This is a genomic window from Paenibacillus sp. IITD108, from assembly GCF_036541265.1.
Classification (GTDB): domain Bacteria; phylum Bacillota; class Bacilli; order Paenibacillales; family Paenibacillaceae; genus Pristimantibacillus.
Window position 1 is genome coordinate 199,174 of the sequence record NZ_JAZHCT010000008.1, and the last position, 21,234, is coordinate 220,407.

Here is a 21,234-nt window from a genome sequence, read left to right on the forward strand (position 1 = left end):
GGTCTACCTGCTGGAATAGCTTTAGCTGATGGACTACTGAAACTGATGAATCTACTGTAATTGCTGAAATTCCAGTAACTATCCCAGTAACAAATGTAACCTCTCCTTAAATACGAGGATGTTGTTTCAATGTGATAACCATTAGTGAACACGACAGCCTTGGACAGCGTCTTACTTTGTTAAAATTGCGCTAACGGTTGCCATGAGCGTTATTGTACCATTTTTCGAAGAAATCAACGGTTTATTGGGTAATTAAGCACGATAGCAACCGTTAGAAAAATTAATCCGCTATTTTAGCTTGAATAGCGTTCGTGGCAACCGTTAAAAAATAATCATTTGAGAAAAAACGGAGGGCAAGGTTGGAGCTGGAGAAGCGATAGCGTCCGCCTTTGTCTAGCTATTGTAACGTCTAAAGATTTTAATCGAAACAATAGATAGCTTATTAAGCATCAGAAGGAGTGAGCGGAATGAAAGCTGAGGATATGCTGCTCGACAATGCAGAAGCCGATGCGAGACAAATGCCGCAGACTGTCCTAAATGAAACCGACGAGTGCGATCCTCGCATGCAGTGGTGGAGAGAAGCGCGATTCGGCATGTTTATTCATTGGGGACCATACTCAGTGCTGGGCGGAGAGTGGAACGGCAAAGAAGTTGAAGCGACATATGCCGAGCATATTCAGTTAAGGGGCAAGATTCCGCTTCGTGACTATGAGCAAGTAGCGGCAAGCATGGATTTATCCTCATTTCATGCGGAACATTGGGTACAGCTGGCGAAGCAAGCCGGCATGAAATACATCATTATGACAGCTAAGCATCATGATGGCTTTGCCATGTATGATTCGCAGGTTTCAAATTACAGCGTTACAAAATGGGCGAACACTGGACGCGATCCTGTTAAGGAGCTGGCAGACGCCTGCGCAAAGGAAGGCATCAAGCTTTGTATCTACTACTCGCACGCGATGGATTGGCATCATCCTGATTCGCAAGGCAATACGCTTGATTACCCGGGCAATATCGGCGCGTGGGATTCGCTTGAATCATGGATTGACGATGAAGATAAGCGTCAACGCTATGAACGGTATTTGCGAGAAAAGGCATTTCCTCAAGTCGAGGAGCTGCTGACCCGGTATGGCGATGTTGGCATTATGTGGTTTGACTGCGGACATAAGATTTCCGATGAGCAAGGGCATCAATTTATTGAACTTGTTCATCGGCTTCAGCCAAGCTGCCTCATTAACAAACGGGTGCGTGGCGACGGTTTTGGCGATTATGGCAATCCTGGCGACAACCAGCTAAGTGTAAAGGTTACACGAAAAGACTGGGAATCGATCCATACATTAAATGACTCATGGGGCTATCGCCACTCAGATCATAATTGGAAAAGCGCCAATGAGCTAATTCGCCACCTGATAGATGTCGTTAGCATGAACGGTAACTATGTTCTGAATATAGGTCCTATGGGAAGTGGTCAGCTTGATGCTCAATCAACGAAGCTGCTCGAAGCAATCGGTCAATGGATTAGTGTGAATGGCGAAAGCATTTATGGCACAACGGCAAGTCCGATTGGCAAGCCGCAATGGGGGAGATGCACAGCTAAGCTGCAGGAAAAGCTTTTGTATTTGCATCTATTTGAATGGCCAAGTGATGGCCAACTAATCGTGCCAGGCATTAGGAATTCGATTGTGAAAATGGAGCTTTTTTGCGGAGCTGCGGCGGAGGAGCTTGAGTATGAGCGGCTCAATGATCAGGACTGGCTAGTTAAGCTGCTAGAGTCTGAACGACGTTCTAATGGCGAAATCGTTGTAATCAGACTTCGTTTTGAAGGCGAACTGCTGGCTAATCCAATCCCAAGATTAATAGAGTCTCAATCCAATACGCTTGCTGCTTTTGATGGAGAGCTGGAAGGTCCTTCGCTGCGCCTCGATACCGGCAAGAAAGGCAGAGAAAATATAACCAATTGGGCGAGTGAACAAGACAAAATATCATGGCAAATTCGCGTTGCCTCTCCCGGTTCTTATTCAGTTCAAGTCAACTATGGGGCTGATGAGGAAAATGCAGGCGCAAAATATTGTCTGGAAATAGTGAGGCAAACAGCAGAAAGTACAGCTGGTAAAGCAACGGGTCAGCATACTGAAGAGTCGGCTAGTCATGAAGAAGGTAAGCTACCACTCGGAGCAGCCGAACAAACTGCTGACCGACTAGCCGAACGAACCGCTGAACGGTCAGCCGACCAATTATCCATCCAAACTGCTGCACAAACAGCTCAATTGACCGCCGTTACAACCAACACTGGCGGTGCCTACGAATTCCGCCAAGAGGACATTGGCACTATTCAATTCCATGAGCCCGGCATCTATACACTTACGATTCGGCCTGTGCATATTCCTGGACAGTATTTACTGAATTTGGCAGCCGTTGCTTTGAAGCAGGTAAAGAAGGAGGAGATGCAGCATGTTTCGCTTTAAACCGGCGCCTGTAAATGGCGGCTTTCGCATGGAAGGCTACTGGGTATGGTGCGGATCGGTTATACGGGGCGAGGATGGCCGCTATCATATGTTTGCATCGCGCTGGCCGACAAGCCTGCCTATGCATCCCGGCTGGCTTGTCGCCTCTGAAATTGTTCGCGCAGCATCGGATACGATTGAAGGGCCATATGTGTATGAGGAAACTGTACTGCCTGCGCGGGGAGCTGAGTATTGGGACGGACGCAGCACTCATAATCCGCATATCGTCAAGTACAACGATAAATATGTTCTCTTTTACATGGGGACAACTCATCCATTGCCAGAGCCAGACGCCTCGCTCAAGCTAGATGATCCGCTTACGATAGTAGCCCGTTCCAATAAACGAATCGGAATAGCCACTTCATCCAGTATCTTTGGACCTTGGGAGCGAAGCGATCAGCCGATAGTAGATGTCCGGCCAGGCAAGTTCGACAGCTATTTGACCTCGAATCCGGCGCCGTGCATTCAGGAGGATGGCTCGGTGCTGTTAATCTACAAGGCGCGCCGATACGAAGGCAACCGTCATGGCAAAATGACGATCGGAGTAGCAAAGGCGCCGCATTATGGAGGACCTTATCGCACCATTAGTGAGGAGCCGATCTTTCCTCCGCAATATCATATTGAGGATCCATTTATTTGGAAGTCGGGCAATGGATTTGAGATGATTGCCAAAGATATGGACGGAAGTATATGCGGCGAGAAATATAGCGGCGTACACGCCAAATCTGCAGATGGCGTTCATTGGTTTATCGACGACAAAGAACGAGCATATTCTCGTTTGATCGAATGGGATGATGGCAGCACGCGGCTAATGGGAAATTTGGAAAGGCCATTTCTCTATTTTGAGAATGGCGAGCCGACACATCTTTTCGCGGCTACTTCAGATGGCAGCAACGGATTTCATGATTGCACGGAAACCTGGAACATGGTTATTCCGCTGGAAGGGAAGAAGAATGATGGAGATTCATGATCATGAGGTCATATTGTTTATCGGCGTAGTGCAGCTTGACGATGCATTCTCAGAAGCAGCTAACAAGGCATCATACGAGCAATTAGCGCCGGACGGCGTACATCCTACATTGGCCGGCCACGCTTTGATTGCCAAGCGCTGGCTGAATACGGTAGGCATCAATTCTTTCAATTAGGAGGCAGCCATGGCTAGTAAAATTCAAGCATCAGATCGCATTAAGTACGCTCGTACAAGGCGGGAAATGTGGACGATATTCCGTAAATACAAAGCTATTTATTTTATATCGATTCCCGGCATTCTTTATTTTATCGTGTTCAAATATATTCCGCTTGGCGGAAGTGTAATGGCTTTCCAAAACTATAATTTGTTCAAAGGACTTATGAACAGCCCATGGGCAGGGCTGGAGCATTTCCAACGCATGTTTGAGTATGACGAGTTTATGCAAATTTTCGTAAATACCGTATTAATAGGCTTGTACAATCTAGTATTTGCTTTCCCGATTCCAATTATTTTAGCACTGTTATTAAATGAAGTCCGGCTAATTTTTTATAAGCGATTGCTGCAAACCGTTGTGTATATGCCGCATTTTCTATCCTGGGTCATTATCGGGGGGATCGCAATCGGTCTTCTGTCTCCTACTACCGGCGTTGTTAACAAAATAATGGAAGCGATTGGTTTAAGTAAAATCTATTTTCTTGGTGAAGAATCCTATATTCGGTCGATTATTGTTAGCTCTGGCATTTGGAAGGAATCAGGCTGGGGTACCATTATTTATTTAGCTGCTTTGGCTGGAATAAATCCAGAAATGTATGAGGCAGCAAGAATCGATGGTGCGAACCGCTGGAAGCAAACAATTGCAATTACGATTCCGTCTATTTTACCGACTATCGTTATTTTATTCCTGCTAAACATCGGCAACTTCCTTGATCTTGGCTTTGAGCGTGTCTATGTATTTTTGAATTCCTTGAACTCATCCAATGGTGAGATATTGGATACGTATATTTATCGAGCAGGTCTATTAGATAAGCAATACAGCTTTACAACAGCAATTGGGCTGTTCAAATCCATTATCGGGCTTGCCCTTGTTATGATCGGCAACATGCTGAGCAAGAAAACAACCGGCGAATCTCTCTACTAAGGCAGGTGAACAATAGATGCAAAAGTTGACAAGTGGTGAAAAAGTATTTCAAGTTTTCAATTACATCTTCTTAACGATCATTTCATTAGGTATGGCGCTGCCGCTGCTGCATATTGTCGCTCAGTCGCTGAGCAGTGATCTTGCGATCAATGCAGGCAAGGTCGGCATACTGCCTGTCCAATTTACATGGGACAATTATGCAGTCGTTGTTCAGGATTCCTCGGTATGGCGTGCGTTTGTCGTAAGCGTCATTGTAACGGTAGGTGGAACATTCGTCAATTTGATTGCAACGGCGAGTCTTGCCTATCCGCTATCGCGCCCTGAATATATCGGCAGAAAATACATTTTGCTGATGGCGCTGATTACGTTTATTTTTAGCGCTCCGCTTATTCCGAATTATCTGCTCGTACGTTCACTGGGGCTGCTCGATTCCTTATGGGCACTTATTATTCCTAGTGCGATCAGCGCGTACAATTTGTTCATTATGCGATCCTTTTTCTTGAATTTGCCTAACGAGCTTGTCGATTCGGGAAGAATTGACGGCTGCGGCGAGCTGCGCCTAATATGGAGCATTATATTGCCGCTGTCTAAACCGGTTATGGCGACGATGGGATTATTTTATTCCGTCATTCATTGGAACTCGTATTCATCCGCATTATACTATATCAATACACGTGCATTGTATCCGCTTCAAGTGCGGCTCAGGGAGATCGTAATTACCGATCAGTTCGGAGAAATGGACACTTTCAATTCGCTGCTTAATATTTCGCCTGAGGGGATGAAGATGGCTGTTATTGTGGTGGCAACACTGCCTATTATGCTGGTCTATCCGTTTCTGCAAAAGTATTTCATCAAAGGGATGTTAATAGGATCTATAAAATCGTAAAAGAACACAGATAGATAATAATTTTACCAATACCGCTAAAAATAGGATTAATTTAATCTAGTAACAAGAGCAGCGCTCTTACACTATTTGCACAATAAGAAAGGGAGATCGTATGAAAAAGATAACGAGTATTGCGCTTACAGCGGTGCTGTCTGCGACATTGCTGGCAGGCTGCGGCGGCAAAGCCGATCCTAAGCCGGCGGCAAGCAACAATCCGTCTGAGTCAAGCAACCCTAGTCCGGAGGCTACTGATCAGAAGAAAGAGCCTACCAAATTTTCAATCTCTTTCTCAACAGGCGGAAATAAGTATTTCGAATCTTCAGCGGATATTAACAAGGACAAGTGGGTGCTGGAGCTTGAAAAGCTGACGAACACAGACCTTGATATTATTCCGATTCCGCACAAGGAATTTGATCAGAAGATGAGCTTGATTTTTGCCGGCAACACCGTTCCTGATGTAGTGGGCAATTTGCGCGGAGGACCGACTACTCCGTCTATGTCCGGCTCAGTTGAAGCAGGCGTGTTCATGCCGCTGGATGACTTGCTCAAGGAGCATGCGCCTAACCTGATGGCACAAGTGACAGAGGATGCCTGGGAGTACGTGAAGCATGATGGCAAAATTTATGGTATTCCTTCCTGGCTGGAAAATCCGGCTAGACGTGCTACTTTCCTAAGAATGGATTTGCTGGAGAAGACGGGACTGCCGCTTCCAAAAACGGTTGATGAGTATATGGACGTACTGCGCGCATTCAAGAAGCTTGGCGTAGAGAATCCGTACCAGTACCGTGAGAATTTCAAATATGCGGACACGTTCTTCGGCGCTTATGATGTTATGCCTTACCAGCTGGAAGTTGTCGGAGATGAAGTATTGCCGAAATTCTTCGATGTCGAGAACATGACGAAAGCTTTGGAAGCGTATAAAACGATGTACGACGAAGGCCTCATTCCAGCTGACTTTGCATCGGTAACGCAAGCGGACTACAATCGCAATCTATCAGCGGGCAAGGCAGGCATGTGGACTTCCAATGCAGATGGTTTGCTCAACTGGAGATCAAAAGCAAGAGAAGCGGATCCAAATGCTAAAATTGATATTGTGCCTTCACCATCAGGCTATGAAGGCGCAGGCGGACATTTGCTTGCATCGCCAATCTCCACAACATATTTTATCAACAGCAAAGTACCTAAAGAAAAAGCAATTGAAATTATTAAGTTTTTTGACTGGATGCTGACAGAAGAAGCGGATATGTTCTTTACTTTCGGGATCGAAGGTGAGAATTATACGAAGGAAGGCGACAAAATCAACTACAAGCTTCCTGAGACAGAAGGCGGCGTGGATGAGCAAGGCTTCCGCCAATCACAGCTATGGTTCGTGCATGAGCTGACCTATAATAAGAAGTTCGTTGAGCTTAACCCGGATGGCCCGGACCTCATTGCTGGCTTTGACAATATCCTTTCCAAAGAAGGGGTAGGCACAATCGTCTTTAATCCAAACCTTGAGAGCTATAACAAATATCCAGATCTGGCAGCTGGCGGCGACACTGCTTCGAAGTTTATCGTAGATAACATTATTAAAATTATTTACGGCAAGGCTCCTGTATCCGACTGGCCAAAGGTAATCGAGGAATGGAAGAAAAAAGGCGGAAATGAAATTATTAAGGAAGCGACAGAGCGCTACCGCAACAATGACGGCGTCGTTTATCAGGGCAGAAAGCAATAAATTATTGTATAATGAAATAACTTGAATGTAAACGTTCTCACTAAGTGAAAATACGCGACTATTCCGATATCGGCTCCTCTGCCGGCATCGGAATAGAACCGTTTTTTTTAATTATAGGACAGTATAAGTTTTCACTTTATACATGTTCCTATATTTAGGATCGGCGAAAGCCGTTTATCCTTGTTTTGTACGAGTTTGAGAATAGGGGGAGGAAGTTATGCGGCTTTTAATTGTAGACGATGAACCAGTCATTAGAAAAGGGCTTGTCAAAATGGTCGATCAAAAGAGATTCTCAATTACTGAAATCCGCACGGCGAGCAACGGGGAGCAAGCCATCGAAATGCTGAGGGAAGCTGAGGCGGATATTGTGCTTACTGATATTCGCATGCCCAAAATGAGCGGTTTGGAGCTTTGTGAGCATATCCACCAACACTATAAGCATATTCAAATGGTCGTGATATCCGGTTATGACGATTTTGCTTACGCCCAAAAATGTGTTACTTACGGTGTGAAGCATTATTTGCTAAAGCCGCTTACTTCGGCTGACTTGAATAAAATTATCGGCGACCTGATTGATCAGCGCGGGAATGAAGTTATTTCATTATCGCCTTATTTGGCATGGATCGAACGGGCAGAGCAAAGCATCTGGCTGCTTCACGAGCAGGAGCTGGATTCCCTTAATTCCTACTGGATTCATATGATCGAAACGTCTTCATTAAATGCTGCGCAGCTTAATACCTTAATACAGGATTGTCTTGGATTGCTGAAGGGCAGGCTGCAGGAAAAAGGCTTTGAAGCACAGACAATTCCTTTAACTAACAGCACCCCTCGCACGAAAGCGGAAATTATACAATATATATCGCAATATTTGCAGTTTCTATATGACGAGCTGACGAAGCAGCGAACAGGCTATTACAAAAACCCTCTGGAAGAAATAAAAATGTATATCGATGAGCATTTGGCGGAGGATATTTCACTTGTCGAGGTGGCTGAGATGGCAGGCTTTACGCCGACCTATTTCAGCGCCATGTTCAAAAAAATGAGCAATGAAACGTTTGTGAAGTACCGCATTAAAACAAGGATGATTAAAGCGAAAGAATTGCTGGCGATTCCGCATATCCGCATCGTAGACATAGCAGCGACAGTCGGCTACGAGGATTATCCGCATTTTGCAAAAATGTTTAAAAAGACGACAGGCTATACTCCTTCCGAGTATCGGCAAATGATAGGCATCAAATGATGAGAGGCTCACTGGTCAGCCAGCTCTTTTTTTACTTTCTTGTTGTTATTTCCCTGTCGCTTATATCGCTTGGCTTCTTTACGTACTCCAAATCCTCCAAGGAGCTGGAGACATTGAATGATCAGCATCTGGAGCAGATCGTCAACAATGCGCTTAATCATACCGATTTGTACGTAATGGCTTATGAGCGTTCGATGCTGTCGCTACTAACGGATAGAAACATGAAAAAATTTATCGATCTGCCGTCTTCACCGGATCCCTATGACTACTATCATTACAGTAATGAATTGAAGGACGTGGGGTTTAGCCCGATCTTTATCCGCGATCTCGAGGTCAATTCGATTTATGCGATCAGCTTTAGCGGGAATGGGGTTTACGGGTTTAATAACGGTATGAATGTCGAAACCTTTTCTGCTAAAACGGTGCAAAGTCATTTGCGGGAGCTGCTGGATATTACGAAAAAGGATGGCAGCGTCAGCTTTGTCACAAGCAGTATATTTCCAAGCAGCAACAATCATGTCGTCAGGCTGGCCAGGCAAATCAAGGGCTTGGCCTCGCCAGAGTACCGGGGCGTGCTGGCCATTGAAATTAACGCCGATGAGCTGTCTACGCTATGGCATGGCATCGATCTGGGAGAGAACGGTTATTTCTTTATTACAGACGAGCGCGGCCGAATTGTATATCACCCGCAAAGCAGCAAAATGGGGCAGCAGATCGATAGCTCATTAAGCGTGCAATTGTCTGATCCGGCTGTACTTTCGTTTACGGACATCGATGAGGAAGGCGAGGAGAGGGTGTATGTCAAGCGCACATCCAATCATACGCAGTGGAGCCTTGTCGCTTCGGTTCCAGTCGGCGATTTGAAGAAGCCGATTTCCAATATTCGCATGACAACGATACAGATTGCGGTTTTGACCCTAATATTTGCACTATGGATATCCTATCAATTCGGACGCTCTATTACGCGCCCTATTAAAGTATTGAAACGCGGTATGACGTATACGGAGAAAGGAAACTGGTTCACGATTCCGCTGCCGAAGCGCCGCAACGAAATAAGCGAGCTTATGGAGCGCTATAATGTCATGGTGCGCAGGCTGTCGGAATTGGTGGAGCAGGTGTATGAGAGCGAGCTGCGCCAGAAGGAAGCCCAGTACGTCAGGCAGAAAACAGAATTTCAATCGCTGCAAATGCAAATTAATCCGCATTTTTTATATAACACGCTGGAGACGATAACGTGTTATGCGGCGATTCAGGATTCAGATGAAATTCAAGAAATTGTGAAGTCAATGGCTTATATGCTGCGTTACTCGGTACAGACGAATATTGAGGAAATAACGGTAGCCAATGAGCTGAACCATGTGCTTAACTATATGGTTATTTTGAAGCACCGCACGGAGCGGGAGTTTGAGCTGGATGTAGCTATTCCGCCGCAATATTTGTTGAGAAAGATGGTGCGTCTGACGCTTCAGCCGCTGATCGAAAATGTATTCCAGCATGCCTTCCCGGATAGCATAGAGGAGCATCATTGGGTCCGAATCGATGCCGGCGAGCAGGACGGCATGTTCTGGCTTAGCGTCGAGGACAATGGTGCAGGCATATCCGAGGAGAAGCTGCGGCTATTGGAGCAGCGTTTGCAGCATAAGGAGAATAGCGATGAGATGAGCGAGTCTTTGGAATGGACCGGAGGCATCGGCCTTGCCAACGTTCATCGCAGAATTCAAATGGTTTTTGGCGAGCAATGTGGCCTGAAAATAGAGAGCAAGCATGGAGAAGGTACGAAAATGACGATGATGATGCCAATCGCATCGATGCCGATCAAGCCGAAGCGATTGCAGCATCGATCTGAGGAGGAGAAGCTGTGAAGTACAGAAGACTTGGCCATTCCGGATTGAAAATTAGCGAGATCGGGCTGGGCAGCTGGCTAACCTACGGCGGCTCAGTTGCGGAGTTGCAGGCAGAAGCGGTCATTGACCGGGCTGTAGAGCATGGCATTAATTTTTTTGATACGGCGAATCAATATTTGGATGGCGCTGCGGAGCGGGTTGTCGGCAAGGCGCTTTCCAAATATAGTCGCGATTCGTACGTGCTTGCGACTAAGGTGTTTTTTCCAATGGGTGAAGGGCCCAATTCACGCGGCTTATCACGCAAGCATATTATCGAGCAATGCGACGCCAGCTTAAAAAGACTTGGCATGGATTATATTGATCTGTATCAATGTCATCGGTTCGATCCGGAAACCCCGGTGGAAGAAACGCTGCGCGCACTGGATGACTTAATTACGCAGGGCAAAATATTATATGCAGGCGTTAGCTTATGGAGCGCTTTGCAGCTATCTGATGCAGTTTCGATTGCAAAAGAATTCAATCTCGATCGCATTATATCCAATCAGCCGCAATACAGTATGTTTGTAAGAGATATTGAAAAGGACGTTATTCCGCTCAGCGAGCGGGAAGGCATTGGCCAGGTCGTATTCTCGCCGCTGGCACAGGGCGTGCTTACGGGCAAATATAAGCCAGGAGCAGCCTTGCCGGAAGGCTCGCGCGCCACCGACCCCCAGTCGAATAAGTTTATGCCGCGTTTTCTCAATGAAACTAATTTGAACATCGTCCAGAAGCTGGTTCCTATTGCAGAGCGCAACGGATTGACAATGGGGCAGCTGGCATTGGCATGGATTTTACGCCAAAGCAACGTGGCAAGCTGCATTATTGGTGCATCCCGGCTGGAGCAAATCGATGAGAATGTAAAAGCGGCAGGTGTTGAGTTAAGTCTGGATGACCAGTATGAAATCGAACAGATTTTGCAGGGGAAAATATGATGGCTAACCGTTTATGGTATCGCCAGCCCGCAGCGCGCTGGACGGAAGCTTTGCCGCTCGGCAATGGTCGATTAGGCGCAATGGTGTTCGGCAAGGTTGAAGAGGAGCTTATCCAGCTCAATGAAGACTCTGTATGGTATGGCGGCAAGCTGGATCGCAGCAATCCGGATGCTGCAGCGGCTATGCCGCGCGTGAAGGAGCTAGTTATGGAGGGCAAGATTGCAGAAGCACAGCATCTTGCCAGGAAGGCCTTTACTCCCATACCCAAATATGCGGGGCCTTTTCAGCCGCTTGGCAATTTCAATATGTGGTTTACCGGTCAGAACGGTAAAGTGTCGGACTATGAGCGAAGTCTTGATTTGGAAAAAGCTGCAGCTTCGGTATCCTATCAGATTGATGACAAAGTGTATCGCAGAGAGCTGTTTATTTCTGCTGTTGATCAGGTGCTCGTTATCCGATTAACTTGTGATCAGCCAGGCGCTGTCTCCTTTTACAGCCAATTAAGCCGCAGGCCATTTGATCCTGGCTCGCAGCCGATCGGACAGGATGGCATTGTTATGAGCGGGCAATGCGGTCCTGAAGGCGTCATCTATGCGGCGGCCTTTCGCGTTGCTGCCGAGGGCGGTCAAACAGAACTGACCGGTGATTTTGTATCGGTTGAGGGCGCCGATAGCGTCACGATTTATATAGCGGCAGCAACATCGTTCCGCCATGCGGACCCGGTAACACGAGCGAAGAAGCAATTGAGCGATGCGATTCAAAAGGGCTATGAGCAAGTGAAGCGGGATCATCTGGCCGATTACGCCCGCTTGTTCAGCCGTGTATCGCTGCAGCTCGGGGAAAAGCAGGAGTATATCGAAAGCTTGCCGACGGATGAGCGGCTGCGGCGGATTCAGGCAGGGGAAGCGGATGCTTCTCTCGAGGCATTATATTTTCAATACGGCAGATATTTGCTAATATCCAGCTCGCGGCAAGGCACGCTGCCTGCCAATTTGCAAGGCATCTGGAACGATAATTACCAACCGCCCTGGGAATGCAATTATACGATAAATATTAATTTGCAAATGAATTACTGGATTGCAGAAGCAGGAAATTTAGCGGAATGCCATGAGCCGCTCATAGATTTCGTAGAGCGCCTATGCGAGAACGGGCGCAGGACAGCGTCGGAGCTTTACGGCTGCAGAGGCTTCGTAGTCCATCATAATACAAATATTTGGGCGGACACGAACATTAACGGCATGATCGTGCGCGCCAATACGTGGCCGATGGGCGGCGTATGGCTGGCGCTGCACTTGTGGGAGCATTACCGTTACGGGCTTGATCGCTCATACTTGAACGATAGAGCGTACCCTGTTTTGAAGGAAGCTGCGCAATTCGTGCTTGATTATGTAACGATGGATGCTGCAGGGCAATATGTAAGCGGCCCTTCCGTGTCGCCTGAAAATAAATATATGCTGTCTAACGGTGAAGTTGGTTATTTATGCATGGGGCCCGCTATGGATACGCAGCTTATTCAGTCCCTGTTCGTTGCGGTGCTAGAAGCTGCGCGAGAACTGGAAGATGAGGGCTTGCTGAAAGCAACAGTAGAACACCAAACGTTTATTGCGAGCGTCCATGAGGTGGCTAGCAAGCTTCCAAGGCCACAGATTGGCTCTAGTGGCCAGCTGCTCGAATGGCAGCAGGAATATGAGGAGCCGGAGCCGGGGCATCGCCATATTTCACATTTGTTCGCCCTGCATCCAGGTGAATTAATAACTAAGCATCATACGCCTGAGCTGGCTAATGCCGCGCAAGCAACTTTGGAGCAGCGGCTTGCTGCAGGAAGCGGCCATACGGGCTGGAGCAGGGCATGGATCGTGAATTATTGGGCTCGTTTACATGAAGGTGAGGAGGCTCATCGGCATTTGCGTGCCTTATTAAGCCTGTCCACAAACCCTAATTTGTTTGCCGAGCATCCTCCTTTTCAGATCGATGCGAACTTTGGCGGTGCGGCGGCTATTGCTGAAATGCTTCTGCAATCCCATAAGGAGGAGCTGCAGCTGCTGCCGGCGTTGCCTGCCGAATGGAGCTGCGGCATTGTAACTGGATTAAGGGCAAGAGGCGGCTTAACTGTGGATATAAAATGGTCTAACAATAAGCTAATGAAAGCCTCTATTACTGGAACAGAAGATCGTGAAATTTGTATGCGTTCGGCTGAAAGATTGTATATTTCGCTCGATAGCGCACTGACAAATATACCGGCAGGAGATAGGGCAGAGCAGACTATGATTTCGGGCGGTCAAGCTTTGAAAGGAATAGAGAGTGCAGACGGCGCGAGCTGGCTTTATAAATGGAGTTTAGCTGCAAATTTATGCTATACGGTTCAGATAGCTAATGAATGAAGTGGGTGATCACAGATGGCAATAATAGTGGATGAGCAGCGGATGCTCTTTCATTTGCAGGGCAGCAAAAGCAGTTATATTTTTCGAGTAGTAGAAGAGGGCATTCTAGAGCATGTATATTGGGGCGCAAAACTTCATGATATGAATGCTGAGCATTTGGTGCAGTACCGGACGCGTTCCTCGTTCAGCCCGCCTTTTGCCGGCAATCGCAAACGATCCTTTGATACGCTAATGCAGGAGTTTCCCGGCTATGGCTACGGTGATTCACGCCAGCCAGTATATGCTGCGCGGCTTGCAAATGGAACCGGGATTACGAGGCTGACGTACCGTTCCTATCGTATTTTGCAAGGAAAACCGTCGCTTGATGGACTTCCTGCTACTTATTCGGAGGCCGATCATGAGGCGGATACGCTGGAAATGGAGCTGTTTGATGAGCATTCAGGCTTAGCAGTATGGCTGAGCTACAGCTTATTTCATGAGCATAATGCGATTGCCAGGTCTGTCAGATATGAAAATCGCAGTAAATCGAACATGACGTTGGAGCAGGCGCTTAGCGTAAGCGTTGATTTCGCCCATTCCGGATTTGATATGCTGCAGCTGTCGGGAGCCTGGTCGCGCGAGAGAAATTTAGACCGCCGCAGCTTGGCGCCGGGTATTCAGGGGATTGACAGCAGGCGCGGCTCGAGCAGCCATCCATTCAATCCGTTTATAGCCTTGCTATCCAAAGGAGCGGATGAGGATGCTGGGGAGGTGTATGGTTTCAGCCTGGTATATAGCGGAAGCTTTAGCGCACAGGTTGAGGTTGATCAGTACCGGACAACAAGAGTTGTCATGGGCATTCAGCCTTTTCAGTTCAATTGGCTGCTGGAGCCGGGCCAAAGCTTTCAAGCGCCGGAGGTTGTGCTCGTCTATTCTAGCCAAGGCACCGGCGGGATGTCGCGCGCCTATCACCGCTTGTACCGTACAAGGCTGTGCAGAGGGGAATATCGTGACCAGCTGCGACCGATCGTTGCGAACAACTGGGAAGCTACCTTTTTTAATTTTAATGAAGAGAAAATTACGAGTATTGCAGAGGCAGCGGGCGAGCTTGGCATTGAGCTGTTCGTGCTTGATGACGGCTGGTTTGGAGCGCGTGACAATAGCTCGAGCTCGCTTGGCGATTGGACGGTGCATCAAGGCAAGCTGCCGGGCGGGCTTGCCAGCTTGGCAGACCGTATTAAGCAGCAGGGGATGCAGTTTGGGCTATGGTTTGAGCCGGAGATGGTCTCTCCCGACAGCGAGCTGTACCGCAAGCACCCTGATTGGTGCTTGCATGTGCCGAACTATGAGCGTACTGAGGCGCGGCAGCAGCTTGTGCTCGATTTCTCACGCAAGGATGTGCGGGAAGCAATCGTGGCAATGGTATCAGACATATTGACCAATGTACCGATCAGCTATGTGAAATGGGATATGAACCGCAACATGACGGAAATCGGTTCGGCGCTGCTGCCTACTGACAGGCAGGCAGAAACGGCGCATCGCTATATGCTTGGCTTGTACGAGGTTATGGAGCAGCTGACGACTGCTTATCCTCATATTTTGTTTGAAAGCTGCTCTGGAGGCGGAGGGCGCTTTGATCCGGGAATGCTCTACTATATGCCGCAAACGTGGACAAGCGACAATACCGATGCTATTGAACGTCTAAAAATTCAGTACGGGACAAGCATCGTTTATCCGGTCAGCAGTATCGGCGCTCATATATCAGATGTTCCCAACCATCAGGTAGGAAGGCTGACTTCGCTGGAAGTGCGCGGTCATGCGGCCATGTCAGGCAATTTCGGCTATGAATTGGATTTAACAAAGCTTGACGACCAGGAAAAAGCGCAAATGAAGACGCAGGTGGCGCTGTACAAAGAGATACGGCCGCTCGTGCAGCAAGGTGATTTCTACAGGCTGAGCAGTCCTTTTGAAAGCAATGAAACCGCATGGATATTTGTAAATGAGCTGCAAACGGAAGCTGTGTGCATGTGGTTTCGCGTTTTGAAAACAGCTAATGACCCGATTGTCCGCATACAAATGAAGGGTCTTGACCCTAATCAGAAATACAGCGTTACAGAAGCTGGCTTCGCAGATCCGGAAAGGGTGCCGGTGGAGTTTGTATGTGGCGGCGACGAGCTGATGCACTACGGGCTTACGATTCCTGGAGACAAGGGTGATTTTAAAAGCGGGATGTGGCGGTTTAAGGCGGTGCCTGAATGAAGGAAATGAAGGCTATTCTTGTAGGGCTGGGTGAGGCTGGCTTCGGATGGTATCGCATCGTGCAGCGCTTTGGCAAATTATCGCTGGCAGTCGTTGATACGAATATTGCGATGAAGGATAAACTGGCTGCTTATAGCGTTGAAGCGGCGCCGCCCTTCTATACTTCTCTAGAGAAGGCTATTCAAAAAGAAAAGCCGCAATTCATCATTAATGTAACCCCTCCGCATATTCATGCTGCAGTAAATAAGGCAGCTTTTCAGCACTGTTTGCCTGTATTAAGCGAGAAGCCTATTTCCTACAATTATTATGAAAGTGTGCAAATAACAGCAATTGCTGAGCAGTGCAGCGTACCATTTATGATAGCGGAGAACTATCGCAACCAGGCACGGATGCGGAAGCTGAAAAACTGGCTGGACAACGGCGCTATCGGAAAGCTGAAAGCCGTTCATATTGAATTTGGCAGAAACGGGCTGGAAGGAAGAACTTATGATGTCCGTCTACTCCATGACATCGTTGTGCATCATATGGATTTGCTGCGCTTTTTGACGGGGCAGGAAGGCTTGAAGGTTTTTGCAGAAAAACCGCTGGATAACGAACATATTCATATTTTAGTAGAATTGAGCGGGGATATATCAGCTGTCTATACGGCGAGGGTTCATGCAAAAGCAAAGGAAACGCCATGGCACGGCTATTGGACCTTGGAAGGAGATGACGGAACGGTCAGTCTCGGCGCTGATGGCCTGATTCTGAAGGCAAGCGGAAAAGAAACCGTAAAAGTCAATGATTTCACTGATATACAGCATCCTAATTGTTTGGAGCAATTCGTTAACTATTTGCAGGGCGGTCCTGTACCCGAAACGATGGCCTAAGAATATTTGAAAACAGAGGCATTAGTATATGGAGCTGAGAGATCAGCAGAGCAGGGCAAATGGGTGGCTATCTAGCAGATTATATAAGCGACTACCTGGCAGATCATATAGGCGACTATCTAGAAGATCATATAATAGTAGAAAGGAAGCAGGCTTGTGGCTTTAAGAGTAACAATTTGGAATGAAAACAGGCATGAGCAGACGGCACCCGAAGTTCGCAGCATTTATCCGAATGGCATCCATGGAGCAATTGCAGAGGGACTGCTGAGCAATGGTGAATATACGATTACTACAGCTACCTTTGATCAGCCTGAGCACGGGTTGACGAAGGGAGTATTGGATCAGACCGATGTGCTTATTTGGTGGGGACATATACTGAACAGCAAAGTAAGTGATGAGGTAGTCGAGCGCGCATATAGACGCGTACTGGACGGCATGGGCTTTATTGCGCTGCATTCAGCTGCAGGCTGCAAGCTGTTCAAGAAGCTGATGGGCACGACCTGCCGCTTTAAGTGGCGGGAAGCCGATGATAAGGAAAGATTGTGGATCGTCAACCCGGGACATCCTATTGCAGCAGGCTTGGGCGAATATTTCGAGCTGGAGCAGGAGGAAATGTACGGTGAGCACTTTGATATTCCTGCTCCGGACGAGCTTGTGTTTGTCAGCTGGTTCACAGGCGGCGAGGTGATGCGCAGCGGCTGCGCTTACTACAGAGGCTGGGGCCGGGTCTTTTATTTCCGGCCTGGGCATGAAACTCACCCAACCTATTGGAACGCTGACATTAGGAAGGCAATTGCGAATGCTGTGGATTGGGCAGGAAAAAGGAAGCAGTAGATAGCTAGATTAGATAAAGTGTGAGATAAGGCAGCAGCAAGCGGCGATACGATTGCATTTTGGACAGCAATTATCCCGGTTTGCTGGCTGCCTTTTTTTGAGTGCTGTTTGTGAAGAGGTAATACTGTTGAGGAGAATGTCAATCATTGTGGCAACCATTTGTAAGCAAAAGGGATAATGCAAGATTGGGACTGAAAAGGGGCAGCATCCCTAGCTAGCTGGTCACTCGTTCCGTTATTATGACCAAAATCGCAGTTTCGAGACAGTAAAGTGACACACGTTCCGCTATTGATCTATAAATCGCAGAAAAAGCCTCATTTGGACCCGAATAGCGGAATATGTGACCGCGAAAATGAAAAAATGACGGTTATTAGGCAAATAGCGGAACGTGTGACCGCGAAACAAGGATAAACGACTCCGTTGTCTTTGGAAAGGCGCGTGTTAGACTATGCTAATGATTAAAACTTACGTTTTTGATAGGGGATACCATCGCCATCTTCACAATAGGACTTGAGACTATAAAGGAAAATAGCCCAGTTGTAGTTACAGGAGCGATAAAATGGCGTTACTTCTTTCCAGTTCGTATGGCGCAAAGTAATAAAAGACTTCCCGTTCTTCTCTTGAATATCAAAGGAAATAATCGTACCAATCCATTCTGGATCTGAATCTATACACTGCCAAACGATTTTTTGATTAGTAATCAATTCCTCTATTCTCATCTTAGTTGTGTCATTGCTGCCAAATCGAAATTCATTAACAAAGCCAATCTGATTATTAACAATGAGTTCATTGGTCCATATTTCCGACAGTCCTTCAGCGGTGGTTAAAGCTTCATACACCTTCGACGCCGGAACATGAACGGTTTGCAAGTGCTCGATATTTGCCATGTCTTACTCCTTTCTAACTGCAATCTTTATGTTTGATGCTTAATAAAACATAAGATGAATATAATAGTTTCTTTTGGGTTGCTAGGTTGCAGTAACATATTTTTCTTATTCGATGAGGTATTCTTATATTCCTTGTTGTCTATAACGAAACCAAGCCAAATTAAGGTTGAAGATATTTAAAATTCACCCATTCACTGCACAAACGTCCAAAAGTTAGGATGAAATGCGTTGACAATAAATGTGCATATGAATAATATAAATACACAATTACCGCAAAGTATAAAAGCTTTGCGCTTACAATTCATTGTAATCCTATAGAAATTATTAGTTTAAAAATAATGGATGAATGGGGGAATAAAAGTGAACATCGAAAATATTGAGGCCTTTGTCTACATTAATCACTATGGCAGCTTCAACAAAGCGGCGGAGGTGCTGTTTATTTCTCAGCCTACTGTATCAGCGAGAATCCAGTCGCTGGAGCGTGAGCTGGACAGTGTGCTGTTTGACCGGCTCGGGAAGCAGGTCAGCTTGACGGATAAAGGAAGACAGTTTCTTCCCTACGCTCAGCAAATATTGCAAACCTTTCAAAAAGGAAAGCATCAGCTGCAATCCAAGGCCAGAATTTTGCATGAGCTGAAAATTGGCAGCACGGTTTCTGTATCTAATTACTTATTGCCTCAATTGCTGACTCATCTTAAGCAAAAATATCCCCATATGCTATTTAAAGTGACAACCGAGCCTACCGACGTTTTGATTGAAAAATTGAAAGCTAAGGAAATTGATGTGGCTTTTATTCGTAAAGTGATGAATCCCGCTTTCCAATCTTACTTATTTTATGAAGACCCGATTTCGCTGTATGTTTACGAAGGTCACCCCTTAGCTAAGGCTGGCCATGCATCTATTCTTGATATTCAGTTTGAGCCTCTCGTATTTTTTGAATGCGGCTCCTTGGACTGGATGAGGCTGCAGCGCGTGTTCAAAAGCTTGGAGCAGCCGCCTCAAATCGTGTATCAGGTGGATAATTTGGAGACAGCCAAGAAACTTGTTGTCCAGAAGGCAGGCATTTGCTTCCTGCCTGCGCTTAGCGTGCAGGATGAAGTTAAAGCAGGCCGATTAATTCCAATTTCGATTTCGGAGACTGCGGGCATTTCATTAAGAACGAGTCTTATTGCGCTTAATGGCGAAAATGCGGAATATATTACTGCTCTGCTCGAGCATGAGTCCAGCGGCAGCGAGATTGATTAATACTATGGTGGAATAGAAAAACTCTATTAGCGCACAGACGAATGTGGTGATAAAGTTAATTACAATAAAACCAACTAAATCTATAGGTATTATACAAATTGGAGGTGGATGATGAGCGAAGTATTTAGATTGGCAGATCCGAAGGACGCGCAGAAACTGCAGGATATTATTTTTCGCGCCTATCAGTTAATCAGAGAGCTTGGTCTTCACTGGCCGGCAGCAACTGCTGATGTGGCTGTTGTTGAGGACAACATTGTGAGCAACGATTGTTATGTATTGGAATACGCAGGCGATATTGTAGCAACTGTCACGCTATCCAGGCAGGATGAAGTGAAGCAGCTGACAGAGCATCCATTTCTGAAATGGTTTGCCTTGGACCCGGATTACAAGGGCCGGGGATTAGGCAGCAAGCTGTTAAGCTGGGTGGAGGAGCATGTCATTCGCGGCAAGCTTGGCGCTTCGGCGGTTACGCTTGCTACAGCTGAGAAGCATCCATTCCTTGTCCAAATGTATGAGCGGAGAGGCTATGAGCGTATTTTGGAGATCATGCCCCATCCGGATGATGGCATTTTATATTTAATGAAGAAACAGCTCATATGCGAAGCAAGCACAATATAAAAGATAAGGGGATAGCAGGATGAAGAGGACAATTGTACTGGTATTTACTTTGATAATAGCGGCTGCGATTGCTGGATGCGGCGCAAGCGGCAATAAAGGCAATGAAAAAAGCCCGTCTCAAACGGCATCCAGCAAATCGGATAATGGATCAGGCCAAGTTGAAAAGCCAAGCAAAATCATTATAGGAACTGGCACAGGTTTTCCGAAAGTATGCTTTCTCGACGAAAACGGCAAGCTGACTGGATTTGATGTCGAGCTTCTAAAAATTATCGATGAGCGATTGCCGCAGTATGAGTTTGAATTCCAGACGATGGAGTTCGGCAACCTGCTGCTTAGCTTGGAAACGAAAAAAATTGACCTGCTGGCCCACGTCATGGAAAAAAATCCTGAGCGTGAGCAAAAGTATTTATTTAATAAAGAGGCGTATGCTCATTGGAGAAACCGGATTGTTGTCGCTAAGGACAATGATTCCATTCAATCACTGGATGACCTGAAGGGCAAGAAGGTGCTTGTAGGCGCAACAAGCGCGCAAGCTCAAATATTGGAGAACTATAACAAAGAAAATGATAACGCCATAAACGTCGTTTTTTCGAACGGTGCAGCTAATGATACGGTAAGCCAGGTTACAACTGGGCGCGTGGAAGCAACTTTGCTTGCAGACTTCGTGCTTCCGGTTATTGATCCGGAAAGCAAGCTGAAAACAACCGGGAAGGAGCTTTCTTCCGCAGATATATTGTATGTTTTCCGCAAGGATGATGAAGCGTCCCAGAAGCTGGCTGACGCTGTCGATGGCGTAATTAAAGAACTGAAGGCAGACGGCACGCTTGGCAAGCTAAGCACGGAATGGCTTGGGGCGGATGTGACTGCGGACACAGCTCAATAAATGATTTTC

At 46.8% G+C, this 21,234-nt stretch carries 17 protein-coding genes; 16 read left to right on the forward strand and 1 reads right to left on the reverse strand.

The annotated features are described in order from the left end of the window. Positions 1-467: 467 nt before the first annotated feature. From V1L65_RS09880 to V1L65_RS09940, 13 genes are all read left to right on the forward strand, one after another. Positions 468-2,465 (forward strand): alpha-L-fucosidase, encoded by a 1,998-nt coding sequence (locus tag V1L65_RS09880; protein ID WP_331698969.1) that lies wholly within the window; start codon positions 468-470, stop codon positions 2,463-2,465. Next, the gene (locus V1L65_RS09885; protein ID WP_331698970.1) at positions 2,452-3,474 is read left to right on the forward strand and encodes a glycoside hydrolase family protein; all 1,023 of its coding nucleotides are present in this window, start codon (positions 2,452-2,454) and stop codon (positions 3,472-3,474) included. The genes V1L65_RS09880 and V1L65_RS09885 overlap by 14 nt, the downstream gene beginning before the upstream one ends. Further along, positions 3,458-3,649: a hypothetical protein gene (locus tag V1L65_RS09890; protein ID WP_331698971.1), complete on the forward strand. Its 192-nt coding sequence runs from the start codon at positions 3,458-3,460 to the stop codon at positions 3,647-3,649. The genes V1L65_RS09885 and V1L65_RS09890 overlap by 17 nt, the downstream gene beginning before the upstream one ends. Before the next feature lie 9 nt (positions 3,650-3,658). Further along, a complete protein-coding gene (locus tag V1L65_RS09895) occupies positions 3,659-4,612 on the forward strand; it encodes an ABC transporter permease (protein ID WP_331698972.1) in 954 nt (317 codons plus the stop codon). Positions 4,613-4,628: 16 nt separating this feature from the next. Next, positions 4,629-5,498: a carbohydrate ABC transporter permease gene (locus V1L65_RS09900; protein ID WP_331698973.1), complete on the forward strand. Its 870-nt coding sequence runs from the start codon at positions 4,629-4,631 to the stop codon at positions 5,496-5,498. Positions 5,499-5,610: 112 nt separating this feature from the next. Beyond that, complete coding sequence (locus V1L65_RS09905; protein WP_331698974.1) at positions 5,611-7,215, forward strand: extracellular solute-binding protein; 1,605 nt, start codon at positions 5,611-5,613, stop codon at positions 7,213-7,215. Between the two features lie 217 nt (positions 7,216-7,432). Continuing rightward, on the forward strand, positions 7,433-8,455 hold the full coding sequence (locus V1L65_RS09910) for a response regulator (RefSeq protein WP_331698975.1): 1,023 nt from the start codon (positions 7,433-7,435) through the stop codon (positions 8,453-8,455). Then, the gene (locus V1L65_RS09915; protein ID WP_331698976.1) at positions 8,452-10,317 is read left to right on the forward strand and encodes a cache domain-containing sensor histidine kinase; all 1,866 of its coding nucleotides are present in this window, start codon (positions 8,452-8,454) and stop codon (positions 10,315-10,317) included. Before V1L65_RS09910 ends, V1L65_RS09915 begins: the two co-directional genes overlap by 4 nt. Then, entirely contained in the window at positions 10,314-11,270 is a 957-nt protein-coding gene (locus tag V1L65_RS09920; protein ID WP_331698977.1) for an aldo/keto reductase family protein, read from the forward strand. Before V1L65_RS09915 ends, V1L65_RS09920 begins: the two co-directional genes overlap by 4 nt. Next, positions 11,267-13,651: a glycoside hydrolase family 95 protein gene (locus V1L65_RS09925; protein WP_331698978.1), complete on the forward strand. Its 2,385-nt coding sequence runs from the start codon at positions 11,267-11,269 to the stop codon at positions 13,649-13,651. The genes V1L65_RS09920 and V1L65_RS09925 overlap by 4 nt, the downstream gene beginning before the upstream one ends. Before the next feature lie 15 nt (positions 13,652-13,666). Continuing rightward, the gene (locus V1L65_RS09930; protein ID WP_331698979.1) at positions 13,667-15,889 is read left to right on the forward strand and encodes an alpha-galactosidase; all 2,223 of its coding nucleotides are present in this window, start codon (positions 13,667-13,669) and stop codon (positions 15,887-15,889) included. Continuing rightward, entirely contained in the window at positions 15,886-16,758 is an 873-nt protein-coding gene (locus V1L65_RS09935) for a Gfo/Idh/MocA family protein (protein ID WP_331698980.1), read from the forward strand. The genes V1L65_RS09930 and V1L65_RS09935 overlap by 4 nt, the downstream gene beginning before the upstream one ends. 156 nt (positions 16,759-16,914) lie before the next feature. Beyond that, positions 16,915-17,592 carry a ThuA domain-containing protein gene (locus V1L65_RS09940; RefSeq protein WP_331698981.1) on the forward strand — a complete coding sequence of 226 codons (678 nt, stop codon included), beginning with the start codon at positions 16,915-16,917 and terminating at the stop codon, positions 17,590-17,592. A 458-nt stretch (positions 17,593-18,050) separates the two neighbouring features. On the opposite strand, the gene V1L65_RS09945 is transcribed toward V1L65_RS09940, so the two are convergent. After that, on the reverse strand, positions 18,051-18,479 hold the full coding sequence (locus tag V1L65_RS09945; protein ID WP_331698982.1) for an SRPBCC family protein: 429 nt from the start codon (positions 18,477-18,479) through the stop codon (positions 18,051-18,053). Between the two features lie 360 nt (positions 18,480-18,839). On the opposite strand from V1L65_RS09945, the gene V1L65_RS09950 reads away from it, so the two are divergent. The 3 genes from V1L65_RS09950 (at position 18,840) to V1L65_RS09960 (ending at position 21,225) form a co-directional block, all read left to right on the forward strand. Next, positions 18,840-19,724, forward strand: a complete 885-nt coding sequence (locus tag V1L65_RS09950) for a LysR family transcriptional regulator (protein ID WP_331698983.1) — start codon at positions 18,840-18,842, stop codon at positions 19,722-19,724. A gap of 111 nt (positions 19,725-19,835) precedes the next feature. After that, positions 19,836-20,342, forward strand: coding sequence for a GNAT family N-acetyltransferase (locus V1L65_RS09955; protein WP_331698984.1), 507 nt, complete (start codon positions 19,836-19,838; stop codon positions 20,340-20,342). A gap of 19 nt (positions 20,343-20,361) precedes the next feature. Then, complete coding sequence (locus tag V1L65_RS09960) at positions 20,362-21,225, forward strand: transporter substrate-binding domain-containing protein (RefSeq protein WP_331698985.1); 864 nt, start codon at positions 20,362-20,364, stop codon at positions 21,223-21,225. Positions 21,226-21,234: the final 9 nt, after the last annotated feature.